13 protein-coding genes are annotated in these 13198 nt (G+C 52.7%); 3 read left to right on the top strand and 10 right to left on the bottom strand.

Annotation, left to right across the window (positions count from 1 at the left end):
- Nucleotides 1-32: 32 nt before the first annotated feature.
- On the top strand, nt 33-614 hold the full coding sequence (locus tag V8L70_RS06625) for a cell division protein ZipA C-terminal FtsZ-binding domain-containing protein (protein ID WP_101146415.1): 582 nt from the start codon (nt 33-35) through the stop codon (nt 612-614).
- A 228-nt stretch (nt 615-842) separates the two neighbouring features.
- On the opposite strand, the gene V8L70_RS06620 is transcribed toward V8L70_RS06625, so the two are convergent.
- The 4 genes from V8L70_RS06620 to V8L70_RS06605 form a co-directional block, all read right to left on the bottom strand.
- Entirely contained in the window at nt 843-1823 is a 981-nt protein-coding gene (locus tag V8L70_RS06620) for an Rpn family recombination-promoting nuclease/putative transposase (RefSeq protein ID WP_101146416.1), read from the bottom strand.
- Nucleotides 1824-1965: 142 nt separating this feature from the next.
- Nucleotides 1966-3351 carry a flagellar filament capping protein FliD gene (gene fliD / locus V8L70_RS06615; RefSeq protein ID WP_101146417.1) on the bottom strand — a complete coding sequence of 462 codons (1386 nt, stop codon included), beginning with the start codon at nt 3349-3351 and terminating at the stop codon, nt 1966-1968.
- 199 nt (nt 3352-3550) lie between these two features.
- The gene (gene fliD, locus V8L70_RS06610; RefSeq protein WP_101146418.1) at nt 3551-4903 is read right to left on the bottom strand and encodes a flagellar filament capping protein FliD; all 1353 of its coding nucleotides are present in this window, start codon (nt 4901-4903) and stop codon (nt 3551-3553) included.
- Nucleotides 4904-5157: 254 nt separating this feature from the next.
- Nucleotides 5158-6486 carry a UDP-glucose dehydrogenase family protein gene (locus V8L70_RS06605; protein ID WP_101146419.1) on the bottom strand — a complete coding sequence of 443 codons (1329 nt, stop codon included), beginning with the start codon at nt 6484-6486 and terminating at the stop codon, nt 5158-5160.
- Between the two features lie 281 nt (nt 6487-6767).
- Here V8L70_RS06605 and V8L70_RS06600 point away from each other — a divergent pair, with 281 nt between their 5' ends.
- Entirely contained in the window at nt 6768-7019 is a 252-nt protein-coding gene (locus V8L70_RS06600) for a hypothetical protein (RefSeq protein ID WP_101146420.1), read from the top strand.
- A gap of 273 nt (nt 7020-7292) precedes the next feature.
- Here V8L70_RS06600 and V8L70_RS06595 read toward each other — a convergent pair whose 3' ends face one another.
- Together V8L70_RS06595 and V8L70_RS06590 are read right to left on the bottom strand one after the other, a co-directional pair.
- Nucleotides 7293-8531 (bottom strand): type II toxin-antitoxin system HipA family toxin, encoded by a 1239-nt coding sequence (locus V8L70_RS06595; protein WP_101146421.1) that lies wholly within the window; start codon nt 8529-8531, stop codon nt 7293-7295.
- Nucleotides 8528-8824 (bottom strand): helix-turn-helix domain-containing protein, encoded by a 297-nt coding sequence (locus V8L70_RS06590; RefSeq protein WP_101146422.1) that lies wholly within the window; start codon nt 8822-8824, stop codon nt 8528-8530. Before V8L70_RS06590 ends, V8L70_RS06595 begins: the two co-directional genes overlap by 4 nt.
- Before the next feature lie 207 nt (nt 8825-9031).
- Between V8L70_RS06590 and V8L70_RS06585 the strand changes: the two genes are divergently transcribed.
- Nucleotides 9032-10054 (top strand): serine hydrolase domain-containing protein, encoded by a 1023-nt coding sequence (locus tag V8L70_RS06585; protein WP_101146423.1) that lies wholly within the window; start codon nt 9032-9034, stop codon nt 10052-10054.
- A 38-nt stretch (nt 10055-10092) separates the two neighbouring features.
- Here V8L70_RS06585 and V8L70_RS06580 read toward each other — a convergent pair whose 3' ends face one another.
- The 4 genes from V8L70_RS06580 to V8L70_RS06565 all read right to left on the bottom strand — a co-directional run bounded on the left by V8L70_RS06580 (nt 10093) and on the right by V8L70_RS06565 (nt 13188).
- Nucleotides 10093-10686 (bottom strand): exopolysaccharide biosynthesis protein, encoded by a 594-nt coding sequence (locus V8L70_RS06580; protein WP_035561488.1) that lies wholly within the window; start codon nt 10684-10686, stop codon nt 10093-10095.
- Nucleotides 10679-11143: a tellurite resistance TerB family protein gene (locus V8L70_RS06575; RefSeq protein WP_035561485.1), complete on the bottom strand. Its 465-nt coding sequence runs from the start codon at nt 11141-11143 to the stop codon at nt 10679-10681. The genes V8L70_RS06580 and V8L70_RS06575 overlap by 8 nt, the downstream gene beginning before the upstream one ends.
- A gap of 21 nt (nt 11144-11164) precedes the next feature.
- The gene (locus tag V8L70_RS06570; RefSeq protein ID WP_101146424.1) at nt 11165-12115 is read right to left on the bottom strand and encodes an RpnC/YadD family protein; all 951 of its coding nucleotides are present in this window, start codon (nt 12113-12115) and stop codon (nt 11165-11167) included.
- A gap of 62 nt (nt 12116-12177) precedes the next feature.
- A complete protein-coding gene (locus V8L70_RS06565; protein WP_101146425.1) occupies nt 12178-13188 on the bottom strand; it encodes a nucleoid-associated protein in 1011 nt (336 codons plus the stop codon).
- Nucleotides 13189-13198: the final 10 nt, after the last annotated feature.

The raw sequence follows: 13198 nt of genomic DNA, 5'->3' as shown, positions 1-13198 counted from the left end.
TAATATCATCCAAAAGCACGAAAGGACAACCCATGACTTCTTTACTCCTCCCGCTACTACTGGCTGGCGTCGCTATTGTGTTAGGGCTAGTGAGCGTTGTGCTGTTTTATAAGGTAGTGATCGCCCCACGTAACGGCTCGACTTCGCCTTCCAAGGCGACAGCCTCGCCGGTGGTACAAGCAGACGCTCCCTCGCATCAAAGCCTGCGCAAAAAATCCCATCAACAGAACAAAAAACCTACTCAGCAGTGCTTGTTCGTGGTGTTTGATGCCCCTAGCCAAGCGATTAATCAAGCGTTGGGAGAGATGTTAAACGCGAAAAACGCATTTTACGAGATAGAGCTGGGTGCCTTCCACCTTCCGCCAGGGCCTCAGGGTTACCCATTGATGGTGGCCAGCGCCACCTCGCCGGGTAAACTACCGCCGCTGCATCAAGAAGGCGAACACACGCCGGTGCAGGGAGTTTCGATCTTGATCCGCTTTTTGAATGCACGCAAAGTTTCACGTAACCCAGATGACTTAATCACCTTTACTCGTGAAGTTGCGGCGTTGGGTGGCCAAATCCTTGATGCTAAACGCAACCCCATTACGGAAGATGCGCTGGCAGCCATGTAACAAGAGGGTAAGTAAACTATAGTCGGGCGAACTACCTTACCGGCAGTATTAACGCAGCTTGCTTTGCTACTGCCTTTCTGACCATGACACAAGAAGTACTAAACTCCCCCGAATCCCTACTGCGCTGAATGCCTGTGCAAAAAACGCAGCGACACGGCAATCTCAAGCGGCGGCTGGGTAAGGCTGAGATCGCTGCGTTCGCGATAACATAGACAGCGCTGTTCCCACTCAGTGTTGGGTTTCAGCACGTAGCTTTTCTACTTCCTCAACGGGTAGTTCTTCAATTTCTGCGATCAGCTGGTCATTCATTTCGGTCAAGGCGATAAGTTTACGCACCGCATGACGTTTGCTTTCTAGCGCACGCAGTTCAGCTTCTTGGCGACCCTCTTGACGGCCTTCATTGCGGCCTTCCTGCCGACCTTCCTGCCGCTCTTTTTGACGCCAGTTTTCTAAATTTTCTGCCAGCATGTCTTTGTCCTCCACTAAGCTATGTAACTGATCCAGGTTGATACCGGCATTCAGCTGTTGCAGGTGGCGCTTTAGCCAGCGGGTTAGAATCTTATCGATCCGCTCTTTATTAGCATCATTTTGGATGATGCCGACGATCCTATCCACGGCTTGCTGTAGCGAAGTGTGGTCTACCGAGGCCTTTTCTATTTCAAACACACCACTTAGAGCACTATGACGCTGCGCCAGTTCCTCACCACTATAAGCGCCTTCATCAATTAAATAATAGCGTAGATGCGGTTGGTAGGGTTGCAAGAAAGCGGGCGGTTCCGGCTGCACCATCTCATATACATCGTGCTTAGCCGTCCAGCGCTCAGTACCGTTATACAACACAATAGGAAAAATAGGCGGCAAGCCTTTACTTGGTGTGGTGGCTTTCGTTTTTAACAGATGATCATAAAAGCAGGCCACATAGTGCATAAGCCGAATGGGCATAGTGCGGTCTACGGTGGATTGAAACTCTAGCAGTAGGTAAAGGTAGACTTCTTGGGTAACCCCTTGCCAATTTACCTGCACGGACCATACCAGGTCTTCAAATTTTTCTTCAAACAGCGGGGTAATGTAATTCCCGCTGTGTAGCTGCAATGTACTGAAATCCATTAATTCGGCGATTTCTAGCGGTGCAAAACCTTCTATCAGTTGCTGGACAAACTCGGGGTAGCTGAAGAGCTCTTTATAGCCAGTATCGTAGTGATTCGCCATGCGCCCTCCTTTCGGGTCTCACTTATCTTAGCATGACAGTATTTTACTGGGCATCTTTGCAAGGTGTGTAGCAAGGCGCACGCAATGATAAAACTACTTTGCTGTGTTAGAAACGGCCGTTAGGCCGCTCTAATGACTGCTATTAATCGCGCCCCAGCTGTGCATCCAGCGCATCGAACTGCTGTGTGAGGTACGAGCTTGTACTGTTCATTTGCGCGATCATTACATCGAGCTGGCTGAACTGGCTACGGTAACGAGAGATCGTACTTTCGATACTTTTTTCCATGCGCTCATAGCGAGTATCCAGGCTTTTTACTTGATTTTCCGCACCTGTGATCGCGCCCTTCAGCACACCGCTATCACCCAGCATTTGCCCAATGGATGCTTCGAGCTTGCCCGCTAGGCCGCCCGCATCTTCGTCACCGGCAAAAAAGTCACTGAGCGCCTGTGGATTATTGGCTACCAAATCGCTTAGCTTGTCGTCATCTGCTTCTAACGTGCCGTCGCGCTGCAGCGTAATCCCTAATTGGCTCAAAGTGGATAACTCGCCTCCTTCCACACCCCCTGTTAATACGCTACGTAGGCGGGACTCAATGGTACGCACTGTGCTGTCGCCTAATAGCTCCGCTGCACTGCCACTCTCGCTGTCAAACGCTGTCAGCGTGCCAATGGTGCCTTTTAACTCGTTAAACGCTTTTACAAAACCGTTAATCGCTTCGCGTTGTTTTAGCGTGTCACGCTCAATATTAACCGTGCTAGAAGCAGTTTCGCCTTCTGCAATACTGAGTTCAGCAAGGTTGAGCGTCACGCCTTGAATAGCGCCTTCAATCTGGTTCTTGGCGCTGCTAATCGTAATGCCATTAACGGTTAACGCCGCATCCTGCCCTTGTTGCTTGGCCCCAGCTTCTGTCGCTTCACCGAATGGGCCGGTTACTGCAGCATCTACAAAGCTAAAACTGTCAATAGAGGCGTCGACACCGGTAGCTTTGGAACTTAGCGCCAGCCGGTAGCCTTCGCCATCGTTGATAATAGTCGCGTTAACGCCTGATTCTTTGTTGGCGTTAATCGAATCACGAATCTCACTTAGCGTACTGTCTGCTGCGACAGCAATATCTACCGAATCGCCATTGCCAAACGTGAGTTTGAGCGCGGTGGCACCTTGCAGGTCGAGCGGTTGATCCTTTGTATCGACACGCGCGGAGGCGAGCGTGCCCGAGGTCGCTAACTGACTAACCTCTACCCGGTAACTACCCGGTAGCGCACTCGCTGTGGTCGTGGCGGTAATACTATCACCACGAACATTAGCGGAAAGGCTTTGATAGAGCTTTGGGTCATTGATTTTGGCTACTGCATCTTGAAACGCATCGAGCGAAGTTTGCAGTTGGCCGTAGGCTGAAATTTTGGCTTGCTGTTGCTCTTTTTGCAGCGTGATGGGGGCGAGCTTGCCACGCTCCGCATCCTGTAGTTGATCCAACAGGCCGGTCAGGTCAAGACCCGAACCAACGCCAAGGGAGGTTATTGTCGCCATACTGGATGTTCCTCAGTGAAAAGGCTAAACCAAATACATTACGCGCATCGTTTGCGCTAGAAAGTTTGATAATTAGCTTATCGACTGAACAGAGGGCAACTTTAGCGCTTTTTCTTCCGCTAGCTGGGCTATTTTGTTTTTATCAACAAAAACGCCTGCTTACGCAGGCGTCGGAAACGTCAATTTCTAGCGGTCAATATCAATCACGACCTAGCTGGGCGTCTAAGGCATCGAACTGCTGAGTGAGGTAGCTGCTCGTTTGGTTCATTTGCGCAATAATTCCATCTAATTGGCCAAATTGCGAGCGATAACGCGAGATGGTTTGATCAATGGATTGCTCCGTGCGGGTGTAACGTTCAACGAGCGATTCTGAGCGATTTTCCGCCCCCGTTATCGCCCCAGTAACAGTCCCATTGGTGCTGAGCAATTGCTCAACCATCGTATTAACCTGCCCCGCCATACCGGTTTCATCTGAACTACCTACAAAAAAGGCTGATAGCGCATCTTGGTTACTGGAAATAGCGTTATCAAGTTCGTCAGAATCGATTTCTAACGTGCCATCTGTCTGCAGTGAAATGCCGATATCACTGAGCATTGAAAACTCACCTTCCACAGCACCACTGAGCACACTGCGCATGCGTGATTCAACGGTACGTACGGCGCTATCGCCTAGCAATTCGCCTGCCGCACCGGTTTCAGCGTCAAAACTGGTTAACTCACCCATGGTGCCTTTTAGGTCATTATAGGCATCCACAAAGCTAGTCACGGCTTCGCGTACGGCGAGTGTGTCCTGCTCTATTTTAACCGTGCTCTCGCCTTCTTCTTGAAGGTTCAGCGTTACGCCCTGAATAGCGCCTTCAACCTGGTTAGTAGGGCTGGTGATCGCGATGCCATTAACGTTTAGCGCGGCATCTTGCCCGCCCTGGGTGATTTCAACATCCGTGGGGGTAACATTGATAACATCATTGAAATTGCTGCTTGCAATCGACGCTTCAGTACCGGTTTCTGACGAACTCAGAGCCAAACGGTAACCTTCGCCATCGTTGATCACTGACGCAGAAACACCGCTATCTTCCCTAGCGTTAATGGCATCACGGATGTCTTCCAGGCTATCGCCCTGCGTAACGCTGATATCAACGCTGCCTTGATCTTGGCCTGTGAAATTTAATGTTAAAGTCGTATCAGTATCGACAAGCTGAACATCCGGTGCATCAACACGGCCCGTGGCCAGTGTTCCAGCGGTCGCTAATTTATCAACGCTTACGTTGTAGCTGCCCGGCTGCGCTTCTGCATCGGCGGTAGCGGTGATCGCTTCTCCACCCACGTTGGTCGAAAGGCTCTCGTAAAGTGCGCTGTCATTGAGCGCATCAGCGGAATCTTGAAACGCTGAAAGCGCGCTTTGCAGCTGGCCGTAGGCGGAAATTTTAGCCTTCTGAGTTTCCTGCTGCTCAATAATCGGCACCAGCTTCTCTTCCTCGGCCTCTTTCAATTGATCTAATAAACCGTTGAGGTCGAGGCCTGAGCCAATACCGAGTGATGAAATGGAAGCCATGCTGTACCGTCCTTTTTTATAACGTCGTGACGTTTATGCTTGCGCTGCCACTGCAGAAACCTGTCTTGCAAAACTTATCGTGCAGAATCTCTCGTGCAAAACTTATCGCGCAACGCCTGTCGTGTCTGAAAATCTATCAATTTACTAATTAAACCTTCGGCTATTTAACAACTAACTTAAGGATTTGTCGCCTTTACTGCGTGTCAAAAAGTAACCGAAGGTAAAGCACATCTTCTTAATTTAAATTTATCCGCCTAGCCACGGCTTCTGCGCCCTACCCCAATGTAACGCAGCCCTGCCTCTTCCACGGCTTCGGGCGTGTACAAATTTCGCCCATCGATAACGACGTTGTCGGCTAGCTGCTCAGCTAGCCAGGTGAAGTCGACACTGCGAAACTCTTTCCATTCGGTGCAAATCACCAGGGCATCGGCGCCTTTCACGGCTTGAATCCGGTCGCCCGCCAGCATCAGGTCATCCCGCTCGCCATAAATGCGGCGGCATTCCGCCATTGCTTCTGGGTCAAACGCTTGCACCTTCGCGCCCGCTTGCCAGAGTGCTTCCATCAAGGTGCGGCTTGGGGCTTCGCGCATATCATCGGTGTTGGGTTTAAACGCCAACCCCCACACCGCGATGGTCTTGCCACTTAGATTGCCTAAGTTATCTTGCAGTTTTGTGAATAGGGTCTGCTTTTGGCGCAAATTAACCGCTTCGACGGCGCTAAGCAGTTCCGGCGTATAGCCTAACTGGCGCGCGGCACGCTCTAACGCCTGAACATCTTTGGGGAAGCAGGAGCCGCCGTAGCCACAGCCTGGGTAGATAAAGTGGTAGCCAATGCGTGGGTCGCTGCCAATGCCTCGGCGCACGTCTTCGACATCCACTTCCAGCCGTTCTGCAAGGTTGGCGATCTCGTTCATAAAGCTGATTTTGGTCGCGAGCATGGCGTTGGCGGCGTATTTGGTCAGCTCGGCGGCCCGCACGCTCATAAACATCAGTTTTTCGTGGTTGCGATTGTAGGGGGCGTAGCACTCTTGCATCCGCGCTTTCACCCGCTCGCTTTCCGTGCCGACAATAATGCGTGCGCCACGGGTAAAATCTTCAATCGCCGCCCCTTCTTTCATAAACTCCGGGTTGGAGCAAACGTCAAAGGCGTGAGAGACGCCGCGCTGTTCAAGCACCTCGCTAATAGCGGCGTGAACTTTTTCGGCAGTTCCCACCGGTACGGTCGACTTATCAATCACCAACTTGTAGCTATCCATATGCTGGCCAATGGTGCGCGCCACTTCCAGCACATAACGTAGGTCGGCACTGCCGTCTTCATCGGGCGGTGTGCCCACGGCGATAAATAACAACTCGCCCTCCGCTACGGCTTGAGCCGCATCGGTCGTAAAGCGTAAGCGCCCTGCGGCTACGTTGTGGGTAACGATAGTGCTAAGCCCTGGCTCAAAAATCGGTACGTCGCCCGCATTAAGCTGCGCAATCCGCTCGGCGTTAACATCCATACAGGTGACTTGATGGCCCACATCGGCTAAACAAGCGCCCGCGACAAGGCCGACATAGCCGGTTCCGAATACACTGATATGCATGACACATTGACTCACTAAGGTACGTGGCAGCGAGCGTAGCACATTGGCTTGCGGTTGATGAGCGCTAGCGCACGAATGCTCGCGCGGATTATAGACCTTGGTCTAACATCGCCCTTAGTCTATAATGCGCTGCAACAAGCCCCTATTGGGCTGACCGCAGGAGATCATTCGATGCCTCCAGTACTAATGTCTTTAGAGCTTAGTCCTCCCGAGCTGGCAACAGAACGCCCTCTCCAAGCGTCTCGTGGGCTGCAAACGTTCAACGCAGCCTTCGCCAATGTTTGTCGATTGCCGCTGAACTGCTTTACGACCACGGTCATGTGCTAGAAACCATCACCCTGCCCCAGCGCGGCTTAGCCCAACGCGAGCTTGTCGCGCTTAGCGCAGCTGCGCCCACCTGGGCAACCTGCCAGCAAGTGATGGAAACTAGTGAAGCTGCCACCTTTAATGAGTATGGCCGCTTTGTATTGACCGGCCTTGGCCGCGAGATGATGTTTGATATGTTTGGTCAGGGTGCTGCTGATTGCGCATAAAAAAACCGCCCACAGCTTTCGCTTGTGGGCGGTTTTTTGCTTGGCTTATTGTATGGGGCTTAGCGTAGGCCAAGCATCGACAGAATGAACAGCACAACGACGATCAGGCCAATAATGTAGATAATATTACGCATAGGGCGCTCCTTGCTTATTGCGTTTTAGGTAAAATCAAAGGGTTGCTTACCCATGAGCCAACACCCCCATCCTAGCAGGCTTTTTCTTGTTTTGCGTAATTCCACTGCCTCCCTCTAGTCGAAAGTGACTACTCTTGTGCTATCCAAGGCGTTGGTATTTTTCGTCAAAGGCGCGCTGAATAAGCTTCTGCTGCTGGTTATCGATCTCTAATTCATGACAAAGGGTCGGCCACCCAGCAAGGGCATCAAGGGTTTGCTCAATGTAGAGATCCGGATCTAAGTACCGAAAGGGTGCGCACACCTGTTTTAGCTTCTTCCGGGTAGCCACGCCTGCGCCGCTGATAGAGGTGGTGTGCTCATCTGCATAACCCCTAACAGGGGCATAAGTAAGGTCATAAGCTGGCGCCAACGTCCACCGCCCATGATCATGCAAAAAAGCGAAGTTCTTTGCGTGGTCATCATGGTTGTGGGTCAGGGCATTGAACACCATCAGCCTCGCCATTCGCTCAACGTCTTCTGAATGGCGGGTGAACGCGTTAGTTGCCTTCAACAGGTCTGAATAGTCCAGCGAGGGGGCGCTGTAATCAGCATAGAGAATACCGCTAGCCGTCATCATGTGAATTTTGCTATTACCATTGCGATCAAAACGCTGAGCGGAAAAGAAACGTTCGATGCCCGTTGCAGAGTTGATCTCAATCAGCCTACTCGCAGCCATTTTCACCCCAGCAAGCTCTGCCAGCAATGAATAGGCGTACTCAATGGCACCAGTGTCCCGATGCTCGTTGGGTGCGCGGAATTTCACTAGCCAGTGCTGGTAGCCAGCCGAAAGGTCTTTGAACGAGGTACTGCAATGACGTCCATTAGGAGACAAAGCGACGACAACCTTGGGCCGGGCACCAGCCGGAGAACCACCAGCCAATCTTAGGGCGTTCAGAGTGGACGAAGTCTCACCTTCATAGACAGCATGAGAGGCCTGATAAAGTTGTTCCAAGTCGATATTGTCTTCATCGACGGTACGCTCGAGAACGGGGCGATACTCTAGCGCTCCCATCCCCCTGTCGGCCATGTAAGCCAACCGGTCAAGAGGAGAAATGTCTCTCCGGTCTTTTTCATATTCGGCAAGAAAATAACGATCCATGAGCAGCATTCCCCAACCATCTGGCAGCGAGTCAGCAAATGCCCCCGGCAGACCAGCAAAAAGAAGTGGATCGGCCGCCTTTTGTGGTTGAGTAGTAAAATCCATATTCAAGGGCGACAAATTGAAGCCTTCCGCCACCCACTGGGGGTAATAGGCAAAGTAGATCCCCTGTCGACTAGCGACCAGTTCCCCTACTGGGTTACCTGCTAGCAGCACCTCTACAGTGTTGATCCGCTTCATTTTCGCCCCCGGGTGCGACCTGTCCGTTTGATTTCTTCAAGGGATACTGGGTGCTCATGCTTGAATATTTCGGCAATTTGACCTGTTGCGCCCAGTGCCGTGGCAATGAGTACAAGCCCTTCGAGGGTTATTTGCCCATGAGACTCGAATCGTTTAATGGTGGACTCGGAAACACCCGCCATCTGCGCCAAGGTTCTACGGGAAAGGTTCTGCGCCAATCGGGTTTCCCGTGCGTTAGCACCGACCTGCTGGGCCAGTTCGCCAGGCGCAAGCAGAGAGTGGGTCAGGGCCATAGTAACTCTCTCAATAAAGGGTCATTTATAAAACACTATATACTAAAACTGGCTATAAAAGCTCAAAAATGAGCCATTCATATAAATATTCAGTTCAGTCTCAGGCGCAGAAAGTGTCACCTAACCTTAATGCTCGCGGCTACCTGTAGCGGAACCTCTTCGGCTTCTTAGCCTCGAACCTTTGCCACTTATACCGAAGGTATTGCGATGCGCGTTACTCCTTTGCTTGTTTCGTTTGCTGTTATGTCGTTGTTCGCTACTTCTGCCGCAGCAGCAAATAAACCCTCTGCAACAGCACTCCAGGCACTAGGCCAGCAAACCCGCCAGCTTGAACGTATTCACAGCATGGTAGTGGCCTACAATGGCGAGATTATCCATGAACATCATCAAGGTGGGCCGGGGGTGGCATCGCCTGCCAATATTAAATCGCTCTCCAAAACCGTGCTGGCAGCGGTCACTGGTGCGGCGATTGAGGCGGATATTATCGACTCCGTCGAGCAGCCCATGGTGGATTTGTTTGGCGAGCATCTTCCTAGCGGTGTTGATCCAAAAGTCAGCGAGATCACGGTGGCCCATCTACTCGCACTGCAGGCGGGGCTTGAGCGTACCTCCGGCAGTAACTATGGCGCTTGGGTAGCCAGTGACAACTGGGTTAACGATGCCATTACTCGCCCTTTTGTGGATGAACCCGGCGGGGAAATGCTCTATTCAACCGGCACCAGCCATCTGCTTTCCGCCGCACTCACCCATACCAGCGGTGAGACGACCCATGCGCTTGCACAACGCCTGCTAGGCGATCCGCTCAATATCACTATCCGCCCGTGGCTACGCGACCCGCAAGGCATCTATTTTGGTGGCAATGATATGCAGCTCTCACCACGGGCATTGATTGAGGTGGGCGAGCTGTATCGCAACGACGGGCTAGTCATTGATGAATCTGGAAATGAGCAGCGGGTTCTGCCGGAAGGCTGGGTAGAAACATCGTGGCAGCCGCGTGGCACCTCTCGCTGGACAGGCGACGGATACGGTTTCGGTTGGTTTATTACTCAGTTAGCGGGGGAAAATGTTTACTACGGGCGCGGCTATGGTGGCCAAGCGCTGTTTGTTATTCCCGAGCGTGAGATGACAGTCGTGATCACCTCAGACCCCAACCCACCCTCGCCGGGCGGGCAGTTCCAGCAGCGGCTGAATGGGCTGGTGGAGGAGCTATTGGCGCAAGACCCGCAGTAGCTACCGGTTAAACGCCGGACACAATAAAACGCTTCAATTTATAACAGATTCATCGCGATAAAGGCGCAGGTAGCGCCAAACAGCGCGAATCCCAGCAGTAACGCCACGCCATCGCGGGCAACCAGGCCTAGCCCCAACAGCGACAGCGCCAGCCCCGCGCCGTTGGCTGAAAAGGGGATAAACTCCATGGGCGGCATGGCGAGTGCGATAAGCAGGCACACAACCGCCGTTACGCGGATACCGATATACCCAGTCAGCCACGGCAGACGAACCTTCAGCAGCCCGTCCACCCAGCGGGCGGGCTTTTTCATGTAATGAATGCCTTTATCAAACTTTTGGCGCGAAATTGAGCGCTTTAATAGCCATTTAGGCAGCCAAAACGTTTCACTACCCGCTAATAATTGCACTGACACCAGCAACACCAGCGCGGCCATCAGCGTGGGCATACCGGGTATATCGCCAATAATCGGCGTCAGGGTAATTAAGCCAGCCACCAGCAGGAGCGGCCCAAACGAGCGCCGACCTACGGCATAAACCACATCATCAACGCTGATTCGAGGAGCGTCCTGCTCCATGTTCTCTATTGAGTCAATTAGGTCCATTAAATTCGAGTCTTCATTGCGGTTATGCATCGTGGTTATTGCGCTCCTCTACGTGCAGTTTGGTGCGGATAAAATCACTGTGGCTGACATGTAGCAAATCCGCGAGGCGGCGAATGCGGTGCTCTTCTAGCGGGTCAACATTGCCGTCGGCCCAAGCCAGTTGCCACATTTGTGCCACCAACTCACAGCGCTGGCCGTAGTTATAGTGCTCTTTAATCAGGCTAACGAACTGGTAGTGATCAACGGCCTCATCTACTTCCGCCTGAGCAAGCGACATTAGCTCTTCTACATCGCTTTCGCTTAGTCGGTAGCGCTCAATTAGCATGCTGCGCAGTGTGGCCAGCTCTTCGTCGGTGGTGTCGTAATCAGCGCGGACGATTTCACACAGCAGCGCGGCGGTGGCAAGCTCCAGCGTCAGCGTTTGGTTTTCACGCTGTTCAGGTTGCGCCAGCGTGCGTTGGAAAAAATCACTAATGGCATTCAGCATTGGGGTCTCCATTTAGCATGGTTAGTGCTGATCAAGCAGAACTTCCAAGCTATCTGCCGTCAGAATCTGCACTACCCATTCATCTAGCTGTGCGTCTGAAGCCAATGTTAGGCGCTGATCTGCCCAATCGGGCATCTCGCCAAACTTTAAGGCGATTTGCTTACGCAACGTACCTTCCACTCCTTCATGACGCCCTTCTTGACGCTCTTTCTCTCGCTCAAAGCGCTCAACAGTGTTGACATAAGGCATGTGTTTTTCCTCCTGTATGGCGTAGACCGCCTGGACAAATTCGGACTCCAGTGCTCTCGGTAGCTGGAGCATCCAGTCGATAATATTGAACAACCGTACAATCTGTTCACGGCTGTAGCCCCGTTCATACAGCAGCCGAATGAGAGCAATCTTGACATCCTTGCGTGTGGCGCCGTCCTTCAATCGCTTAGCGTAGACCTGGGCCATCACCACCAGCGCAAAGACATTGTCGCTGGTTTCCAGCTCCGTCCAGCGAGCTTCCCAATCAATCAGTTTAGCCGTGGGGAAGGTAAAGGTCAGCTCGCACCCCCAACGCTGATAGCGGAAAGTAGTGGGTCGGAAGCTATCGCGGGTATCAGCCAGCACCGCCAGGCTCACCACGTCCACCCCATAGCGGTCACGGAGCCGGTACTGATAGGTGTACATTCGCTCAGCAAAAGCCTCCTCCGGCTCTCCCTGCACTTCAACGTGGATCAGCACCCAAGTCTCGCTGCCATCTTGTGCATAGACCTTGATCAGCTTATCAGCGTAACGCCTACCACTGTTGGCATCCGCCGTGATCTGCTGTAGCTCCTTATCGAGAAAGCTAAAGCCTTTCGACCAATCCACTTGTTCATGAATGGCTGGGAACAATAGCGCCAAAAACTCTTGGAAGTACCCTTCCAGCGCCATCTTCCAAGGGCTGTCGTGGTCGGCGGGTCGGGAGGTATCCGCTTCGCTCATGCAAGCTCCTATTTCAACTACTCGAATCTAGCATAGAGCTCTTCTGGCTAGATATCCTTACCTCAATCCTGCTTGGTGAGCTGCTCTCTTAATTGCTTGGGCACTTGCTTAATGATCAAGCGATCCTGGGCAGCATCGTACTCAATGCTTGAACCAAGCAGGTGGGAGTCAAAACTAATCGAGACGCCGCCCGCACGCCCGGTGAAGCGGCGAAATTGGCTCAAGGTGCGCTTATCGGGGGGGATTTCCGGCGAGAGCCCGTAATCGGCGTTGCGGATATGCTCATAAAACGCTTTGGGCTGCTGTTCGTTGACCAAGCCGGAAAGTTCTTCCAGGGTCATCGGCTCGCCACGGCGCAATTGCTCATTGGCGTAATCGACCAGCGTGTCGGTTTTTTCACGGCTCACTTCGTCGTCGTAATCCTCTTTCTCGACATAGTCGCTAAACGCTTTTAGTAGCGTGCGGGTTTCCGCCGGGCCATCAACGCCCTCTTCCATGCCCAGTAAGGCAACCAAGCCCTCGGCGAGTTTTTTGCCGCCGCGATCTTTTAGGAACGAGACATACTGCGCACTCGGGGCATCGCTCTGCCACTGGGTAAGATTGATGCGCGCTGCCAGCGTAAGCTGGCTGGTATTGAGCTGGGCCGCGGGCACCGCGTGGTGCTCAGCATTAATGCCAATCCCTTCACGCTGGTGAACCAGTGCGATCAGCAGAGTTTCCGTATCGCCCTGGCGCTGGTGGCTGATCACTAGGTAACCACTGACTGACAACTGCTCTTGAAGCTGCTTGGCCAGCCGTTCGGCCAGTGCCACAGAAAGCTCAGCAAAACTCTGTTCATCGGCAAGATAAGCACGCAGCCACACCGCAAGCGGCCCTGCTGATTCGCCCTCGTCGGCAAAGCGCCCCCAACCTTTGGGCTTAGTGTTGTAGGTGTCGTTCAGCGCACCCACTAGGCTTGTCATTACCGGGTCGTCGCTGGGAGCCGCCTGTTCTTGGGGCGCAGCGGTTAGGGTTAGGCGCTCACCGTCTAGTGTCGGGTCAAGGCGGTGCACAATACTTTGCAGTAGTGGCATAAAGGTCTAC

This window comes from Vreelandella arctica, from assembly GCF_037070215.1.
Lineage (GTDB): Bacteria > Pseudomonadota > Gammaproteobacteria > Pseudomonadales > Halomonadaceae > Vreelandella > Vreelandella arctica.
This window is presented reverse-complemented; position numbering and strand designations above follow the sequence as displayed.